The following is an 18,550-nucleotide window of genomic DNA, read 5'->3' on the forward strand; positions in this document are numbered from 1 at the left end:
CGCACACCGGGGGCAGAACGCCCCATAACCGGCACACGCTATGTTCCGCGAGGTCGAACGGCCTCACAGTCCCTGCAGCTACAAGCAGAGCGAACACTACGACGACGGGCGCCATGAACCAAGAGCACGAGCCGGAGGCGACGCGCCGTGACGCCTCGGACACCGAGAGCAGCCGGGCCAGCCGTGGCTGGTGGGACAGCAACGCGGACGAGTACCAGAGCGAGCACGGCCCCTTCCTCGGGGACGACCGGTTCGTCTGGGGCCCCGAGGGACTGGACGAGGCGGACGCCGCACTGCTCGGGCCGGCCGCGGAGCTGAAGGGGCGCCGGATCCTGGAGATCGGCGCCGGTGCGGCGCAGTGTTCCCGCTGGCTGGCGGCGCAGGGCGCGCTGCCGGTGGCGCTCGACCTCTCCCACCGGCAGCTGCAGCATGCCCTGCGGATCGCCGACGGATCGGCGGACGACCCCACCCAGCTGGTCGAGGCGGACGCCGGGGCGCTGCCGTTCCGCGACGGCAGTTTCGACCTCGCCTGTTCCGCGTACGGGGCGCTGCCGTTCGTCGCGGATCCGGTGCGGGTGCTGCGCGAGGTGCTCCGGGTGCTGCGGCCGGGCGGCCGGTTCGTCTTCTCCGTCTCCCACCCGATCCGCTGGGCGTTCCCGGACGAGCCGGGGCCCGAGGGGCTCTCGGTGGGGGCCTCCTACTTCGACCGCACGCCGTACGTCGAGCAGGACGAGTCCGGCCGGGCCGTGTACGTCGAACACCACCGGACGCTGGGCGACCGGGTGCGGGACGTGGTGGCCGCCGGGTTCCGGCTGGAGGATCTCGTCGAGCCGGAATGGCCCGAATGGAACACCCAGGAGTGGGGCGGCTGGTCCCCGCTGCGCGGGCATCTGATCCCGGGGACGGCGATCTTTGTGTGCTCGGCGGACGCTTAGGCCCGTGGCTTGAGGCCCGTTGCGGGCGCTTAGGCCCGTGGCGGAGGCTCAGGGCCACGGCGGAGGCTCAGGGCCATTTGGGGGCCGGGCCGGAGGGAACGGCACTCCGCGGCCGAAGGAGTGGCGGCCGAGGGCCGTCTTCTCGCCCCGTGAGCTCTCCCTTCCCCCGTCGTGGGCTCTCCCGTCGGACCGTAGCCCGTAGCCCGTAGCCGCCGGCCCCTACCCGCGCCGGGGCTCGGCGCCGGCGCCGACGCCAGGCAGGCGGGCCGGCGGAGACCGCCCCGGCCGCCGGTCGGCGGTGACAGGCGACCGGCAGTGGCAGTGGCAGTGGCAGTCGGCAGACCCTCAGTCCGACGGCGCCCCGCAACGGGACCGTCGGTCTGTAGTCGACGGGCCCTCGGTCCGGCGGTGCCTCGCTTCGGGGCAGCCGGTCTGTGGGCGTGGCCGGGGCGGCAGACTGGGGGCGTGATCCGCCGTGATGCCCTTGATCAGCTGCCCGTGCGTACCGCGCTGCCCGCACTGCGCGCCGCCCTCGACGGGCCCGGTGCCGCGGTGCTGTGCGCGCCGCCGGGCACCGGCAAGACGACGCTGGTGCCGCTGGAGCTGGCGGGGCTGACCGGCGAGGGGCCGGGGCGGCGGGTGCTGGTCGCCGAGCCGCGCCGGATCGCGGCCCGTGCGGCCGCGCGGCGGATGGCCTGGCTCCTGGGCGAGAAGGCCGGCGACCGGGTCGGGTTCACGGTGCGCGGGGAGCGCCGGGCCGGGCCCCGTACCACCGTGGAGGTGGTGACGACCGGGGTGCTGCTGCAGCGGCTGCAGCGCGATCCGGAGCTGGCGGGTGTCGATGTGGTGGTGCTCGACGAGTGTCATGAGCGGCATCTCGACGCCGATACTTCCGCGGCGTTCCTCTTGGACGTACGGGAGACGCTGCGGCCCGAGCTGCGGTTGGTGGCGGCGTCGGCGACGACGGATGCCGAGGGGTGGGCGGGGCTGCTGGGCGGTCCGGACGGTGCGGCGCCGGTGGTCGAGGCCGCGGGCGTGTCGCATCCGGTGGAGGTCGTGTGGGCACCGCCGGAGCGCCCGGTGCGGCCGGCACACGGGATGCGGGTCGATCCGGCGCTGCTGGCGCATGTGGCGGCCGTGGTGCGGCGGGCGCTGCACGAGCAGACGGGTGATGTGCTGTGCTTCCTCCCCGGTGTCGGGGAGATCGGGCGGGTTGCCGGGGAACTGGCGGGGGCGGACGCCGAGGTGCTGCAGGTGCACGGGCGGGCCCCGGCCGAGGTGCAGGACGCGGTGCTGGCGGGCGGGAGCGGGCTGCGCCGGGTGGTGCTGGCGACCTCGGTGGCCGAGTCCAGCCTGACCGTGCCGGGTGTGCGGGTGGTGGTGGACAGCGGCCTTGCGCGGGTGCCGCGGACGGATCATGCGCGCGGGCTCAGCGCACTCACGACCGTGCGCGCCTCCCGGGCGGCGGGCCGTCAGCGCGCCGGGCGGGCGGGGCGCGAGGCGCCGGGTGTGGTCTACCGCTGCTGGTCGGAGGGCGAGGACGGGCGGCTGCCGGCGTTCCCGGATCCGGAGATCAAGGTCGCCGATCTGACGGCGTTCGCCTTGCAGTCGGCCTGCTGGGGCGATCCGACGGCCGGTGGTCTCGCCCTGCTCGACGCGCCGCCGGCCGGTGCGCTGGCCGCGGGGCGGGAGGTGCTGGCGGCGATCGGTGCGGTGGACGGGAGCGGCCGGGCGACGGCGCGGGGTGTCCGTATGGCGCGGCTCGGGCTGCACCCCCGGCTGGCGCGCGCCCTGCTGGACGGCGCGCCGGAGGTCGGCGTACGGCGCGCCGCCGAGGTGGTCGCCCTGTTGAGCGAGGAGCCGCCGCGGGCGTACGGGGACGATCTGGCGGGTGCGTGGCGCACCGCGCGGCGGGGCGGTGATGCGTACGCGGCGAGGTGGCGGCAGGAGGCACGCCGCCTGGCCTCGGCGGCCGGGGGGCCGCGGGCCGGGGCGGGCACGGATGCCGATGCGGGGTCCGGGGCGGGAGAGGATGCCCAGGCAGGACCCGGGACGGGCGCGGGCGTCGATGGGGAGTCCGGAGCGGGCGCGCGCGTCCACGCGGAACCCGGAGCCGGCACGGGCGCCCACACGCCACCCGGACCAGGCGCGAACGCCCCCACGCAACCCGGACCAGGCGCAGGCACGCACCCGGCGCCCGGAGCAGGCGCAGGCGTCCACGCCGGGTCGGATGTCGGCCCCGATGCCGGGTCCGGCCGGGGCGGGGCCGGCCAGGCCAAGGCCCGTCCGGGCGAGCGATCCGGCACCGGACCAGGCCGGGGCACCCCCCAGGGCGCGGACGACCGGGCAGGCGCGGGCACCGGCAGCGGCCGTGCCGGAGCTGGTGGCGGCCGTGCCGGAGCTGCGGGCGGCCGTGACCGAACCCGCAGCAGCCGCGCCGGAGCCGAGGGCGGCCGTGACCGGGCGGGCAGCGGCCGTAGCGGAGCCGCGAACGGCCGTGACGGTGCCCAGAGCGGCCCGGCGGCGGTCACCGACGATGCGGTCGCCGGTCTGATTGCCGCGTTGGCGTTCCCGGAGCGGGTGGCACGCGCCCGCGGGGCCGGGAGTTACCTCATGGCGTCCGGGACGGGGGCCGAGTTGGCGGGGGCGGGGCCCGGCCCGGGGACGCAGGGCGGATGGGGGCACCGCCCGGGGACCTCGGGCGGGGGCGGTGGATCCAGGCTGCGGGATGCGGGGTGGCTGGCGGTTGCGGTGGCGGACCGGCCGGTGGCGGCGGTGTCGGCGCGGGTGCGGCTCGCGGCGGTGATCGACGAGGAGACGGCCTGTGCCGCGGCGCGGGCGTTGTACTCGTCCGGTGAGGAGGTGCGCTGGTCGGACGGGGACGTGGTGGCCAGGAGCATGACCCGGCTGGGGGCGATCGAGCTGGCGTCCCGGCCGCTGACCGCGCCCGACCCCGGGCTGCTGCGGGACGCGGTGGTGTCGGGGCTGCGTCGGGAGGGGTTCGGTCTGCTGCGATGGTCGCCCGCGGCTACCTCGCTGCGGCAGCGGATGGGCTTCTTGCACCGGGAGTTGGGCGCTCCGTGGCCCGACGTGTCGGATGCTGCGCTGCTGGAGCGGGCCGAGGAGTGGCTGGGTGTGGAGCTCGGACGGGCGCGGCGGCGGGCCGATCTGGCGCGGGTGGATGCGGGGCAGGCGCTGTCCCGGCTGCTGCCGTGGGCGACCGGTGACGCGGTGCGCTTCGACGAGCTGGCGCCGGAGCGCATCGAGGTGCCGAGCGGTTCGCGGGTGCGGGTGGACTACGGCGGTGAGCAGCCCGTACTGGCCGTGAAACTGCAGGAGTTGTTCGGGCTGCAGGAGTCGCCGCGGGTGGCCGGCGGGCGGGTTCCCGTGCTGGTGCATCTGCTGTCCCCGGCGGGGCGTCCGGCTGCCGTCACGGCGGATCTCGCGTCGTTCTGGCGGGACGGATACCGGTCCGTACGCGCGGAGTTGCGGGGGCGCTACCCCAAGCATCCCTGGCCGGAGGACCCTTCGGCGGCCGAGCCGACCCGGCACACCTCGGCGCGGCTCAAGCGGGGCTGAGCGCGGGGCGGGAGGGGCGCGGAGGCGGCTCGCCGGCGTCATGGGTCCACGTTACGAGCCGGCACTGACAACGCCGTCGGACGAGGGCGGCGCGGGGGCGGGCGCCCCGTCGGCGGCCGGGGCGCGGGGGCGCCGGCCGCGGGCCTCCAGATGCAGGCTCAGGGCCAGCAGCACCCCGCCGAGGAGCAGGAACCCCCACGGCAGATAGCTGGTGAGCAGCAGGACGAGGGTGCGCTGGGAGGTCACCAGGGCGACGGTGGAGTCGATGTAGTCGTCGCGCATCTTCACATGGCCGGCGAACGCGGTGACCTTGCCGCCGCCGGGCAGGAGATCGCCGCCGCGCAGCTCCTCCTTGTGGATCTCCTGGCCGTTGACCGGCGCCCCGGTGACCGGCTCCACCCAGAACATCCGCTTGGTGCTGTACCAGCGGGTGGTGCCCATCTTCTCGACGGACTCGGGGGTGATGCCCTTGACCGGCATCTTCTTGGGGAGGGCGACCTTGGTCCAGGGGATGGTCTGCTCGAAGTAGTAGACCTCCAGGCCGTGGAAGGTGCGGGTGCCTCTGTAGTGGATGGGGGCCGAGGTGCGGGTCTGGGCGTCGAAGTAGGCGTAGTCGCGCTTCTCGGTGAGGAACGGCCACTTGTACTCGATGCCCTCGCGGCGGACCGGGTCGCCGTCGACCATCTCGCCGGTGGCGTGCACGGGTTCCTGGGAGTGCGCGTCGAAGAGGTAGCGCTCGGGGATCTCGGAGACCATCTTGCCGTCGGGGCCGACGACGTAGGACAGCGTGTCCCAGACGACGATGTCGCGGCCCGCGGACTGCTCGATGCGTTCGGATGCGGCGACGTCGCCCTTGAGGGTCTGCACGATGGTGACCTCGGGGACGCGCTCGGCCTTCATCGTCCCGTAGTCGAGGAGGGTGGCGGGCTTGGCCTCCAGGACCATGTCCTGGTACTGGCCGGGCGGGATCTTGGCGAGCCGCGGAAAGGCGTACCACCGCATCAGCGGGGACAGGGCGGTGAAGAAGACGGCGAGGGCGAGCAGTACCAGGCTCGCCGGGCGGCGCATCCCCCGCGCTTCGCGGCGTCGGCCGACGACGGGGGTGCTGGGGTCGGCCGGGGTTGTGGGGGCGGTTCCCCCTGTGGGCTCAGTGCGGCGCATGGCGGCGCGTCCCTCCCTCAGGGGTGCTTGGGGACGGTGGTCAGCAGCGGCTTGGGCGAGGTCGTGCCGCTGGGTGCGCCGGTCGCCGTGAGGGTGAGGACGAGGGCGAGCGCCGCGGCCAGTCCGGCCGCGGCTGCTGTCAGGGCGCGCATGGTCGGCCTCCCGAGAGCTGATACGGCGTCAGGGCGGGGGCACCGTAGCAACGGGCGGCCGAGATGAGAACACGTGGCACCGCCGTCCCGCCCCGGACGGAGGGCGGAACGGCGGTGACGGGCCGGCGCGGTGGCCGGCCCGGCGCTCCGGCCGGCCATGCGCCGGGCCGGTGGCGCGGTGCGTGGCCGGCCGCGGCGGGCCGGGAGTGCGGTCAGGAACCGGCCGGGGCGGCGACCTTCAGCTTGACGGTGAGGACTGCGCCGTCGGCGGTGGTCAGCCGCAGCAGGAACGTGCCCGCGTGCGCATCGGTGTAGATCTTCGGGAGCTTCAGCAGGCCGTTGGCGTCCGTGGTGAGCCCGGTGAGGGTGCGGACCGGCTCGTCCTTGTCCTTGCCGGTGGCCTCGGGGTCCTTGAAGTAGGGGCCCTTGTCGTTCTCCACGGGCTTCGGATCGTCGGTGACCATGGTCGCGGTGAGCGCGACACCCGCCGCGATCTTGCCCTGGTAGGTCGCCTCGACCTCGACCGCGTCCTCGGCGAACGGCTGTCCGGCGGTCGCCGTCAGCTCCTTGTCGGAGGTGCGGGCGATCTTGTCGGCCTTCGGGGCGGGCTTGGCCTTGACGGTGGCGCCGAAGGCGACGGCGGGGGCGGCGCGGCCCACGGCGGTGGCCCGGATGGTGAAGGCGCCGGCCTGGTCGCCCGCGCGCAGGGCGGGGGCGGTGGCGAGGCCGTCCTTGTCCGTGGGGACGGTGACGGAGGTGGCGTCACCGGGGAAGCGGGCGCCGCTGGACGCGGGCAGGGTGAAGCGGACGGGGGCACCGGCGACGGCCCTGCCCGCGGCATCCTTGGCGCGCACCCGCGGTGGCGTGGCGAACTCGGTGCCGGCAAGGGCGCTCAGGTCCTTGTCGCCGACCCGCTCGAGAGTGGTGAGCCGGGCGGGCTCGGTGGGCGGCTTGGGGGCGGGCGGCTTCGGGGTGGGCGTACCGCTGCCGCCGGGGGTGGGGCCGGTGCCGTCCGAACCCCCGGGCTTGCCGGGGTGGTTCGGCTTATTGAGCTTGCCGGAGCCCGGGGTGCGGTCCGGGGCGTGGGAGCCGTGGCTCTGGCGCGTTCCGTCGCCGCTACGGCCACCGTGCTTGCCGGTCCTGGTCGCGCCGTCGCGGTGCACCGGAAGGACGCCCCGGCCGTCCGGCACCTCATGGGTGCCCTTGCGGTAGAACGCGTACCAGGACAGCACCGTGCGCAGGTAGTCCTCGGAGTCGTTGTAGCCGAGTATCGCCCGGTCCAGGTCGTCCTGGGCGGACAGATCGCGGCCCCCGGCGCAGAGGTAGTGGCCCGCGGCGAGGGCGGCGTCGAAGACGTTGTGGGGGTCCTTCTTGCCGTCGCCGTTGCCGTCGGCACCCCAACCGGTGCCGTCGGGGCCGCCGTTGGACCAGGTGGAGGGGATGAACTGCATCGGGCCCACGGCACGGTCGTGGGTGAGGTCGCCGTCGTAGCGGCCGCCGTCGGTGTCCGTGATCAGGGCGAAGCCGTTGCCGTTGAGCTGCGGGCCGATGATCGGCTGGAGGGTGGTGCCCTCGGCGTCGACGGCGCCGCCGCGCGCCTGTCCGGACTCGACCTTGCCGATGCCGGCGAGCAGTTGCCAGGGCAGCCGGCAGCCCGGATCGGACGCGTGGACCGCCGATGCGGCCTTCTTGTACGCGGCCAGGACGGTGGCGGGCAGGCCTGCCTCGGTGGGCCCGGTGCCGAGGGCGGCGTCCCGGCCGCTGTCGTGCGTCTCGTGGGGCGGTGCCTGCCGGTGGAGGGGCGGCCGGTCGGTGAAGTACGTCGAACCGCCGTCGATGGGGGTGTCGGCGGGCGGGGCGGGCTTCTGCTTCTTGGCGGCCGCGGCCTCGGTGAGGGCCGGCGCCTGAGAGGCGGTCAGGGCGGCGAGCACCAGGGCCGCCAGGGCCGTCGAGGCCGCACCCCTTTGGAGCCGCCTTCGGAATGTGGCTGCCATACGTGGTCCCCTCCGCGTTGCCCCACCGCGTTCCTGACGCGGTGTCGCGCTCCCCAGCGCTCCAACTCAGGTGACACTACGACAACTCGGGCCCGGCATCTACCACCAACATCGGACACATAATGATCTGAATCGATCTAGGAGAGGCGTCATGCCGTTTACGCTCAGTCACGCCGCCGCCGTGCTCCCGGTCATCCGGCGGACCGGCGCGGCACGCGGTCCGCTGGTCGCCTCGGCGCTCGTCGCGGGGTCGTTCGCACCCGATATGACGTACTACGCGGACTCGTTGGTTCCCGGCGGCATGGCCTTCGGCGACTTCACCCACTCGTTGCCCGGGGTGCTGACCGTGGATGTGCTGGTCACCGCGGTGCTCGTGGGCGGCTGGCTGCTGGTGCGCGAGCCGTTGACCTCGCTGGTGCCCCGGGCCTGGCGCAGCACGGTCCACACCTTCGTCCGCGGCCGGTCCCGGCGGCCCCGGGGAGCCCGCGAACTCGCCGCCCTGGTGGGCTGGTTCGTGGTCTCGGCGGTACTCGGGGCGGTGACCCATGTGGTCTGGGACGCCTTCACCCACCCCGGCCGCTGGGGCACCCGGCTGGTTCCCGGCCTGGACCGGGTGGTGGGCGGACTGCCGCTCTCTACGTATGTCCAGTACGGCACCTCGGCGCTCGCGCTGGCGGCGATGGGCGCGTTCGTGTGGCCGATCCTGCGGCGGCAGGACGGCACCGCCGCGGCGGCCGTAGCGTCCGTGCCGGCCGCGGTACCGGTGCTGACCGTACGGCTGCGACTGCTGCTCACCGCCCTGCTCGCGCTGTGTGTGGCGGCCGGTGCCGTGCACCGTGTCCTGCGGGCGCGCGCCGTGTACGGGCCCGAGGTGAGCGCGCTCGACTACCTCCCGACCGCGCTTTTCGGCGCCGGGGCCGGCCTCGTCCTCGGGCTGCCGCTCTACGCGGTGGCCGTACGACTGCTGCACCGCCGCAGCCTCCGCGACCGGGCGGCCGGAGCCACGGGCCTGCCGCCGACGCCCGTGGCGCGGACCGTGCCCCGGGCGTCGGAGCCGTCCGGGGCCGCGGACGCGTCGCCGAACTCGCCGTCCCACGCCGAGTGACAGCGCCCGAGGAGCGTGCCCGCACCCGCGCCGCCGCGCCCCGTCGGGCTACTCGACGAGCGCCGGACCGGGCTCGGGTACCGGGGCCGGGGCAGGGGCGGCGCGCCGGGCGGCCCGCAGCAGGAAGGCGCCACAGACGAAGCCGACGGCGGCCGCGAGCAGATGTCCGATGGTGGTGAAGTCGGGCAGCACCCCGCTCCAGTCGCCGCCGAGCACCGGCCAGGCGACGACTCCGGCCGCCGCGAGCCGGCGCACCCGGGGCAGCAGGAGCGCCGCCGCCGCGAGCACCGTCTCGGCCCCGTAGCTGATGCCGAAGTCGGGGGCGTGCCGGACACTGTCCGGGTACCAGCCGTGGGCGAGGGCCACCTGGATCACCGGCACGGTGAGCAGGGTCGCCGCGAGATGCCCCAGGAGGAAGATGCCGTAGGCGCGCCCCGGTCCGTACCGCCGTTCCAGCCACGCCAGGCTCACGGCGACGCCGAGGCCGAGCGTGATCAGCGTGCCGGCGAAGGCCTCCGAGGTGATCTCGGTCAGGGTGCCGTCGAAGAACAGCAGGCTGCCCGCCAGCACCCGGAGCGGATGGTCCTGAAGGTTGTCCAGATGCGTACTGACGCCGAGCAGCACCCGCTGGGCCTCCGCGGTGGACAGCACCGCGGTGCACCAGACATGGGTGGCCAGCAGCAGGGCGAGATAGCCGACGGTGACCGGGCTACGGGAGACATAGGTGCCCAGGGCGCGGGCCGCACGACGCATCACGGGGTGATCAAAGCACAGCGCTTCCGAGCCGGACACGCTCCATGACGCTTGGGGCGACGACGGGTTTCGAGCCACCGGCGGGCGAGCCCGGACCGGTCGCAATGCGCTGTGGTGCGGGCCGGGTTGGGTGAGACGGGCGGGTGGTGGCAGGGCGTTCGCGCCACCACCCGCCTCCCGGCTCAGTGGGCCGCCGACTCCCAGTCCTTGCCGGAGCCGACCGAGACGTCCAGCGGCGCGCTGAGCTGGACCGCCGCGGCCATCTCGCGGCGCAGCACTTCCTCGACCTTCTTGCGTTCGCCGGGGGCGACCTCGACGACGATTTCGTCATGGACCTGGAGCAGCATCCGGGACCGCAGCTCCGCGGCCCGCAGCGCCGCGTCCACCCGCAGCATCGCGATCTTGACGATGTCGGCGGCGGTGCCCTGGATCGGGGCGTTCAGCGCCATCCGTTCGGCCATTTCGCGGCGCTGGCGGTTGTCGCTGTTGAGGTCGGGGAGGTAGCGGCGGCGGCCGAGCATGGTCTCGGTGTAGCCGGTGGCGCGGGCCTCCTCCACGACGCGCTGGAGGTAGTCGCGCACCCCGCCGAACCGCTCGAAGAAGTTGTCCATCAGCTTGCGGGCCTCGTCGGGCTGGATGCCCAGCTGCTGGGAGAGGCCGAACGCCGACAGGCCGTATGCCAGGCCGTAGGACATCGCCTTGATCTTGCGGCGCATCTCCGGGTCGACCTTGGACTTGTCGACCGAGAAGACATGGGAGGCGACGGTGGTGTGGAGGTCCTCGCCGGAGGTGAACGCCTCGATCAGGCCCTCGTCCTCGGAGAGGTGCGCCATCACCCGCAGCTCGATCTGGCTGTAGTCGGCGGTCAGCAGCGACTCGAAGCCCTCGCCGACGACGAAGCCGCGGCGGATCGCCCGGCCCTCGTCCGTGCGCACCGGGATGTTCTGCAGGTTGGGGTCCGTGGAGGACAGCCGGCCGGTGGCGGCCACGGTCTGGTTGAAGGTGGTGTGGATCCGGCCGTCGGCGGCGATGGTCTTGATCAGGCCCTCGACGGTCGTCCGCAGCTTGGCCTGCTCACGGTGCCTGAGCATGATCACCGGGAGCTCGTTGTCGGTCTGCGCGGCCAGCCAGGCGAGGGCGTCGGCGTCGGTCGTGTAGCCCGTCTTGGTCTTCTTGGTCTTGGGCAGGCCCAGCTCGCCGAAGAGGACCTCCTGCAGCTGCTTGGGCGAGCCGAGGTTGAACTCGTGGCCCGCGGCGGCATGCGCCTCCTTGACGGCCTGCTGCACCGCGCCCGCGAACTGCTGCTCCATCCGCTCCAGCCAGCCCCGGTCCGCGGCGATACCGGCCCGCTCCATCCGGGCCAGCAGCTCGCTGGTGGGCAGCTCCACGTCGCGCAACAGCCCGGCCGCGCCGACCTCCGCCAGCTTCGTCTCGAACGCCGTGCCCAGGTCGAGGACCGTACGGGCCTGTCCCATCAGGGCGTCCGCCTCGGCCTCCTCGTCCGCGCCGAACGCCAGCTGGCCGTCGCCGGCCGCGGCCGGGGCGAGATCGCGGCCCAGGTATTCGAGGGACAGCGCGTCCAGCGCGAAGGAGCGGCGGCCGGGCTTGACCAGGTAGGCGGCCAGGGCGGTGTCCATGGTGACGCCGTCGATGGTCCAGCCGTGCTCGCCGAAGACCCGCATCAGGCCCTTGGCGTTGTGCATCACCTTGGGGCGGGCGGCGTCCGCGCTCCAGGCGGCGAAGGCGCGTTCGTCGGCCTCGTCGAGCTGCGACGGGTCGAACCAGGCGGCCGGTCCGCCGGGGGCGGCCAGGGCCACCTCGGCGACGCTGCCGCTGCCGAGCGTCCACACGTCGACCGTGGCCACGCCGAGCGGGCCCGTGCCGTGTTCGGCCAGCCACGGAGCGAGTTCGCCGGTGCCGACGACCGTGCCGTCCACCTCGACGCCCGGCGCCGGTGCCGCTTCCTCGGCGGCCTCGGCCGCTCCGGGGTCGACGGCGTGCAGCCGGTCCCGCAGGCCCTGGTTGCGGATCTCCAGGCCGTTGAGGAAGACCGTGAGCGCGTCGCGGTCGTAGGCCTCGCGGGTCAGCTCCGCCGGGCCGCACGACAGCTCGACGTCGCGCACCATCTCCGTGAGCCGGCGGTTGAGCTTCACGGACTCCAGGTGCTCGCGGAGGTTGGCGCCCGCCTTGCCCTTGACCTCCTCGGCGCGCTCCACCAACTCCGCGAACGAACCGAACTGGTTGATCCACTTCGTGGCGGTCTTCTCGCCGACGCCGGGGATGCCGGGGAGGTTGTCCGACGGGTCGCCGCGCAGCGCGGCGAAGTCCGGGTACTGGGCGGGGGTCAGGCCGTACTTCTCGAAGACCTTCTCCGGGGTGAAGCGGGTCAGCTCCGAGACGCCCTTGGTGGGGTAGAGGACCGTGACGTCGTCGGAGACCAGCTGGAAGGAGTCACGGTCGCCCGTGACGATCGAGACCTCGAAGCCCTGGGCGGTGGCCTGCTCGGTGAGTGTGGCGATGACGTCGTCGGCCTCGAAGCCCTCGACCGCGAACCGCTTCACGCGCATCGCGTCGAGCAGCTCGCCGATCAGCTCGACCTGGCCCTTGAACTCGTCGGGCGTCTTGGAACGGTTCGCCTTGTAGTCGGCGAACTCCTCGGACCGCCAGGTCTTGCGCGAGACGTCGAAGGCCACCGCGAAATGCGTGGGCGCCTCGTCGCGCAGGGTGTTCGCGAGCATCGACGCGAAGCCGTAGATCGCATTGGTCGGTTGTCCCGTGACGGTCGTGAAATTCTCCACGGGCAGGGCGAAGAACGCCCGGTATGCCATGGAATGCCCGTCCATCAGGAGCAGTCGGGGACGGCCGCCCGCCGCCGCCTCGGTGCCGGTCGCTTCGCTCTTCTTCGCTGCCTTTGCTGCCACGCCCCCGATCCTGCCACGCCCCACTGACAATCCCCGCCGCGACGGCCGGCGCTCCCCGCCGCGGCCGCGCCCCGGCCCGCCGCCGGAGACCGCCCCGTCCGCCGCCGCACACCGCCCGGACCGGGCGCCGGAGCGCCCCGGACCTGCCGCGGGGCACCGCCCCGGGCCGGGCCCGCGCCGCGCTCCGCGGCCGCCCGGCGCGCTCGGCCCTACACCGCCCCACGCGTCCGTGACAGGATCTGATGTGTACGCCAACGATCCGCCGCGCCCGGCGGAGCGAGCACCAGCTCACGGCTCGAGCTCAAGGGAGAGCGCCATGGCAGGCAAGCCGCCCGCATCGGACCCCGTCCAGGACGCACCCGAGGTCAGCGCGCCCCAGCACTCCGCCGTCGGGCTGCCGGCCATCACCCACGCCCTGCGCATCTCCCAGCAGCAGATGGGCGTCCGCCGGACCGCCCTCACCCTCCTGCGGGTCAACCAGCGCGACGGATTCGACTGCCCCGGCTGCGCCTGGCCCGAGCCCGACAAGCCGCACACCGCCGAATTCTGCGAGAACGGCGCCAAGGCCGTCGCCGAAGAGGCCACCCTGCGCCGCGTCACCCCGGACTTCTTCGCCGCCCACTCCGTCGCCGATCTCGCGACCCGCAGCGGCTACTGGCTCGGCCAGCAGGGCCGCCTCACCCACCCCATGTACCTGGCCGAGGGCGCCGACCACTACGTCCCCGTCCCCTGGGAGCGGGCCTTCGACCTCATCGGCGAGGAGCTGACCGCCCTCGACTCCCCCGACGAGGCCGTCTTCTACACCTCCGGCCGCACCAGCAACGAGGCCGCCTTCCTCTACCAGCTCTTCGCCCGCGAATTCGGCACCAACAACCTCCCCGACTGCTCCAACATGTGCCACGAGTCGTCGGGCTCCGCGCTGACAGAGACCATCGGCATCGGCAAGGGCAGCGTCCTGCTGGAGGACCTCTACAAAGCCGACCTGATCATCGTCGCCGGACAGAACCCGGGCACCAACCATCCGCGGATGCTCACCGCCCTGGAGAAGGCCAAGGCCGGCGGAACGAAGATCATCTCGATCAATCCGCTGCCCGAAGCCGGCCTGGAACGCTTCAAGAACCCGCAGACCCCGCGCGGCCTGGCCGGCGGCGGCACCGCGCTCACCGACCTCTTCCTCCAGGTCCGCCTCGGCGGCGACCAGGCGCTCTTCCGCGCCCTCAACCGCCTCGTCCTCGACACCGACGGCGCCCTCGACGAGGACTTCATCCGCACCCACACCCACGGCTTCGAGGAGTTCGCGCAAAGGGCCCGCGCCGACGACGACTGGGACGAGACGCTGCGCGCGACCGGCCTGACCCGCGAGGAGATCGAGCGCGCCCTGGCCATGGTCCTCGACTCGCGCCGCACCATCGTGTGCTGGGCGATGGGCCTGACCCAGCACAAGCACTCCGTGCCCACCATCCAGGAAGTCGTCAACTTCCTCCTGCTGCGCGGCAACATCGGCCGCCCCGGCGCCGGCGTCTGCCCCGTACGCGGCCACAGCAACGTCCAGGGCGACCGCACCATGGGCATCTTCGAGCGCCCGGCCCCCGCCTTCCTCGACGCCCTGGAGAAGGAGTTCGGCTTCGCCCCGCCCCGGGAGCACGGCCTCGACGTCGTCCGCGCCATCCGCGCGCTGCGCGACGGGCAGGCCAAGGTGTTCTTCGCGATGGGCGGCAACTTCGTCTCCGCGACCCCCGACACCGACGTCACCGAGGCGGCCATGCGCCGCGCCCGGCTGACCGTCCATGTCTCCACCAAGCTCAACCGCTCGCACGCGGTCACCGGCGCCCGTGCGCTGATCCTGCCGACCCTGGGCCGTACGGAACGCAATCTGCAGGCCGGCGGCGAACAGTTCGTGACCGTCGAGGACTCCATGGGCATGGTGCACGCCTCCCGCGGCCGGCTGGAACCCGCGAGCCCCCAGCTGCTGTCCGAGACGGCCATCGTCTGCCGCCTGGCCCGCCGCGCCCTGGGCGAGGGCAGCCGCACCCCCTGGGAAGAATTCGAGAAGGACTACGCGACGATCCGCGACCGCATCTCGCGGGTCATCCCGGGCTTCGAGGACTTCCACGCCAAGGTCGCCCGCCCCGGAGGCTTCGCCCTGCCGCACGCCCCCCGGGACAGCCGCAGCTTCCCCACCGCCACGGGGAAGGCCAACTTCACCGCCGCGCCCGTCGAATACCCCGCCGTCCCCGAAGGCCGGCTGCTGTTGCAGACGCTGCGCTCCCACGACCAGTACAACACCACCATCTACGGCCTCGACGACCGCTACCGCGGCATCAAGAACGGCCGCCGGGTCGTCCTCGTCCACCCCGACGACGCCCGCGAACGGGGCCTGGCCGACGGCGTGTACACCGACCTGGTCAGCGAATGGACGGACGGCAGCGAGCGGCGCGCGCCCGGCTTCCGCGTGGTGCACTACCCGACGGCCCGCGGCTGCGCGGCCGCCTACTACCCCGAGACCAATGTCCTCATCCCGCTCGACCACACCGCCGACACCAGCAACACCCCGGCGGCCAAGTCCCTGGTGATCCGCCTGGAGAGCCCTCGCGAGGACTGACCGCCACCGGGCCGGGCCGGCGGGAACAACAACCCCGCGCTGAGCGCTTGCTCAGAGGCCTGATAGGAACAGGCACGGATCGACGACGATCACGGGCGAGCGAACGGAGCCGTAGGCATGGGTGAGCACAGCACGACCAAGTTTCCGCAGGAGATCCTCGACCAGTGGGCCGGCCTCGGCCTCGACCTGCCGGCCTTCTTCTCCGCCGGACACCTCGGCGAGCGCATGAGCGTGCAGGTCACCGAAGCCGCCCCCGAGCGCGTCGTCGGCACCATGCCGGTCGAGGGCAACACCCAGCCCTACGGGTTGCTGCACGGCGGCGCCTCCGCCGTCCTGGCCGAAACCCTCGGCTCGGTCGGCTCCATGCTGCACGGCGGCCCCACCAAGATCGCGGTGGGCGTGGACCTCAACTGCACCCACCACCGCGGCGCCCGCTCCGGTCTGGTCACCGGCGTCGCCACCCCCGTACACCGCGGCCGGTCCACCGCCACCTACGAGATCGTCATCACCGACGAGCAGGACAAGCGGGTCTGCACCGCCCGCCTGACCTGCATGCTGCGCGAGACGGACGCCGACGTCTACCGCAGCTGATCCACTCCGGCCGGCGGACCGCCGCCCGCCGTCACGGCCCCGCACCCGGCCCCCGGGAGCGGGGCCGTACGCATGTCCGTAACGCTGCGTAACGCCCACGCCCTGCGGCGCGGGCCCCAACTCCCCTGCCCCGCACGGGCCCCGGCGCCACCGCGCCCACCGCATCCGCTATCCGGACGCCGTTCTGTCACCGCACGCCCCATCCCCCCGTGGAAGTGCGAGTTCACCCTCCGCACCGTGTTCGCCCTCCGGTGTAAGGACCATAACGGCATAACGCTCATCGAAGGTCATAACAAGAGCGTCACATCCTGCTCAGCGCCTCTGCCGGTGCGACGAACACCGCTCTAGAGTCACCGCCAGTCACCGCGCCGCCGGGCGCGCTGCACGCACGGAGCCTCTACGGCCCGTACAGCCCGGCGAGCGAAACGGCCATGCGACAGTCGTGGCCGCGCCAGGGAAAGGACTGATCGTGCGTCACCGTTCCTTGCTCATCCTCACCACCGCAGTCACCACCGGCGCCCTCACGCTCTCCGCGTGCGGTTCGCGCGGCGACGACAACAAGAGCGGCGAAGGAAAGTCCACGGTCGTCATCGGCCTCGACGCCCCCACCACCGGCGAGCTCTCCGCGCTGGGCCTGGGCATCCGCAACTCCGCCCAGCTCGCCGTCGACAACGCCAACAAGGCCGGCGAGGTCAAGGGCGTCACCTTCAAACTCGAAGCCCTCGACGACAAGGCCCTGCCCAACGTCGGCCAGCAGAACGCCACCAAGCTCGCCGCCGACAAGGACGTCCTCGGCGTCGTCGGACCGCTGAACTCCGGCGTCGCCCAGTCCATGCAGCAGGTCTCCAAGCAGAACAACCTCACGCTGATCTCCCCGGCGAACACCACTCCCGACCTCACCCAGGGCAAGGACTGGAAGCAGAACAAGCGCGTACGCCCCTTCCCCACCTACTTCCGCACCGCCACCACCGACGAGGTGCAGGGCGCCTTCGACGGCCAGTACGCGTGGGAGAAGATGAAGGTCAAGAAGGCCTACGTCATCGACGACCAGAAGACCTACGGCGTCGGCCTCGCCTCCTCCTTCAAGGACCAGTTCAGCAAGCTCGGCGGCAAGATCGCCGGCACCGAACACGTCAGCCCCGACGACCGTGACTTCAAGGCCGTCGTCTCCAAGGTCAAGTCCGCCAAGCCCGACATCGTCTTCTACGGCGGCGAATACCCCGCCTCCGGCCCGCTGAGCCAGCAGCTCAAGGACGGCGGCGTCACCGCGCCCCTCATGGGCGGCGACGGCATGTACAGCGGCGACTACATCAAGCTCAACAAGAAGGCGCAGGGCGACTACGCCTCCTCCGTCGGCAAGCCCGTCGAGGAACTGCCCTCCGCCAAGAAGTTCATCGCCGACTACAAGGCAGCCGGCTTCAAGGAGTCCTACGAGGCCTACGGCGGCTCCACCTACGACTCGACCTGGTCCATCATCCAGGCGGTCAAGAAGGTCGTCGAGGGCAATGACGGCAAGCTCCCCGACGACGCCCGCAAGCAGGTCGTCGACGCCATGAACAAGGTCACCTTCGACGGTGTCACCGGCCCCATCGCCTTCGACAAATACGGCGACACCACCAACACCATGATCACGGCCTACCAGGTCGACAAGGGCAAGTGGGCCTCCCGCTTCAGCGCCGAATTCAAGAAGTTCGACAAGAGCTGACCGACCGCACCACTCCACACCACCGGGCCGCGCCAGGACGCACGAACGACCCTGGCGCGGCCCGTGGCACACCGGGACACCCGGCTTCCCCTCACTCCCACGCAACGGAGGCCCTGCGGTGAGCGAACTGCCGCAACAGCTGGCCAACGGACTCATCCTCGGCGCGATGTACGGACTCATCGCGATCGGCTACACGATGGTCTACGGAATCGTCCAGCTCATCAACTTCGCCCACGGCGAGATATTCATGGTCGGCGGCTTCGGAGCGCTCAGCGTCTTCCTCGCTCTCCCCGCCGGCACCTCACTCGCCCTCGCCCTGCCGGCCATGCTCCTCGGCGGCATCGCGGTATCCGTCCTCGTCGGCATCGCCGCCGAACGATTCGCCTACCGCCCCCTGCGGGGCGCCCCCCGACTCGCCCCCCTCATCACCGCCATCGGCCTGTCCATCGCCCTCCAGCAAGCCATCTGGAAGTGGTACCCCGACGGCAAACAGGCCCGTGTCTTCCCCCAGTTCAAGGGCCACGCCTTCGACATCCTGGGCGCCACCGTCCAGCGCGGCGACCTCTTCGTCCTCATCGCCGCCCCCGCCTGCATGATCGCCCTCGGCTTCTTCGTCGCCAAGACCCGCAGCGGCCGCGCCATGCAGGCCACCGCGCAGGACCCCGACACCGCCAAGCTCATGGGCATCAACACGGACCGCATCATCGTCCTCGCGTTCGCCATCGGCGCCGCCTTCGCCGGCGTCGCCGCCGTCGCCTACGGCCTGCGCACCGGCGAGGTCCAGTTCCGCATGGGCTTCATCATGGGCCTCAAGGCCTTCACCGCGGCCGTGCTCGGCGGCATCGGCAACATCTACGGCGCCATGCTCGGCGGCATCGTCCTCGGCATCGCCGAAGCCCTCGCCACCGCCTACATCGAAGAGATCCCCGGTATGCAGCAATTCGGCGGCGGAGCCTGGAAGGACGTCTGGGCCTTCGTCCTCCTCATCCTCGTACTCCTGTTGAGACCACAAGGCCTCCTGGGCGAACGCGTCGCGGATCGGGCGTGATACC

General features: G+C 72.8%; 12 protein-coding genes. 7 read left to right on the plus strand and 5 right to left on the minus strand.

Annotated features, from left to right (window positions below; genetic code table 11):
• Window positions 1-113: 113 nt before the first annotated feature.
• On the plus strand, window positions 114-935 hold the full coding sequence (locus tag Scani_RS26495; protein WP_159480334.1) for a class I SAM-dependent methyltransferase: 822 nt from the start codon (window positions 114-116) through the stop codon (window positions 933-935).
• 465 nt (window positions 936-1,400) lie between these two features.
• Complete coding sequence (locus Scani_RS26500; protein ID WP_159480335.1) at window positions 1,401-4,514, plus strand: ATP-dependent helicase C-terminal domain-containing protein; 3,114 nt, start codon at window positions 1,401-1,403, stop codon at window positions 4,512-4,514.
• A gap of 51 nt (window positions 4,515-4,565) precedes the next feature.
• Here Scani_RS26500 and pgfA read toward each other — a convergent pair whose 3' ends face one another.
• From pgfA to Scani_RS26515, 3 genes are all read right to left on the minus strand, one after another.
• A complete protein-coding gene (gene pgfA / locus Scani_RS26505) occupies window positions 4,566-5,582 on the minus strand; it encodes a cell envelope lipid trafficking protein PgfA (RefSeq protein WP_159482384.1) in 1,017 nt (338 codons plus the stop codon).
• Between the two features lie 110 nt (window positions 5,583-5,692).
• Window positions 5,693-5,827, minus strand: coding sequence for an SPW_0924 family protein (locus tag Scani_RS26510; protein WP_159480336.1), 135 nt, complete (start codon window positions 5,825-5,827; stop codon window positions 5,693-5,695).
• Window positions 5,828-6,039: 212 nt separating this feature from the next.
• Window positions 6,040-7,821 (minus strand): lytic transglycosylase domain-containing protein, encoded by a 1,782-nt coding sequence (locus Scani_RS26515; RefSeq protein WP_159480337.1) that lies wholly within the window; start codon window positions 7,819-7,821, stop codon window positions 6,040-6,042.
• A 151-nt stretch (window positions 7,822-7,972) separates the two neighbouring features.
• Between Scani_RS26515 and Scani_RS26520 the strand changes: the two genes are divergently transcribed.
• Window positions 7,973-8,926, plus strand: coding sequence for a DUF4184 family protein (locus Scani_RS26520; protein WP_159480338.1), 954 nt, complete (start codon window positions 7,973-7,975; stop codon window positions 8,924-8,926).
• Between the two features lie 48 nt (window positions 8,927-8,974).
• On the opposite strand, the gene Scani_RS26525 is transcribed toward Scani_RS26520, so the two are convergent.
• Both Scani_RS26525 and polA read right to left on the minus strand, forming a co-directional pair.
• Window positions 8,975-9,718: a rhomboid-like protein gene (locus Scani_RS26525; protein ID WP_246296170.1), complete on the minus strand. Its 744-nt coding sequence runs from the start codon at window positions 9,716-9,718 to the stop codon at window positions 8,975-8,977.
• Between the two features lie 143 nt (window positions 9,719-9,861).
• Window positions 9,862-12,600: a DNA polymerase I gene (gene polA / locus Scani_RS26530; protein WP_159480339.1), complete on the minus strand. Its 2,739-nt coding sequence runs from the start codon at window positions 12,598-12,600 to the stop codon at window positions 9,862-9,864.
• A 316-nt stretch (window positions 12,601-12,916) separates the two neighbouring features.
• Here polA and Scani_RS26535 point away from each other — a divergent pair, with 316 nt between their 5' ends.
• The 4 genes from Scani_RS26535 (at window position 12,917) to Scani_RS26550 (ending at window position 18,546) form a co-directional block, all read left to right on the plus strand.
• On the plus strand, window positions 12,917-15,202 hold the full coding sequence (locus Scani_RS26535) for an FdhF/YdeP family oxidoreductase (RefSeq protein WP_159480340.1): 2,286 nt from the start codon (window positions 12,917-12,919) through the stop codon (window positions 15,200-15,202).
• 117 nt (window positions 15,203-15,319) lie between these two features.
• A complete protein-coding gene (locus Scani_RS26540; protein ID WP_159480341.1) occupies window positions 15,320-15,793 on the plus strand; it encodes a PaaI family thioesterase in 474 nt (157 codons plus the stop codon).
• Between the two features lie 484 nt (window positions 15,794-16,277).
• The gene (locus Scani_RS26545; RefSeq protein ID WP_159482386.1) at window positions 16,278-17,498 is read left to right on the plus strand and encodes a branched-chain amino acid ABC transporter substrate-binding protein; all 1,221 of its coding nucleotides are present in this window, start codon (window positions 16,278-16,280) and stop codon (window positions 17,496-17,498) included.
• A 118-nt stretch (window positions 17,499-17,616) separates the two neighbouring features.
• Window positions 17,617-18,546 carry a branched-chain amino acid ABC transporter permease gene (locus Scani_RS26550; protein WP_159480342.1) on the plus strand — a complete coding sequence of 310 codons (930 nt, stop codon included), beginning with the start codon at window positions 17,617-17,619 and terminating at the stop codon, window positions 18,544-18,546.
• The last annotated feature ends 4 nt before the right edge of the window (window positions 18,547-18,550 follow it).

The sequence above is a fragment of the Streptomyces caniferus genome, from assembly GCF_009811555.1.
In the GTDB taxonomy this organism is placed as follows: Bacteria; Actinomycetota; Actinomycetes; order Streptomycetales; family Streptomycetaceae; genus Streptomyces; species Streptomyces caniferus.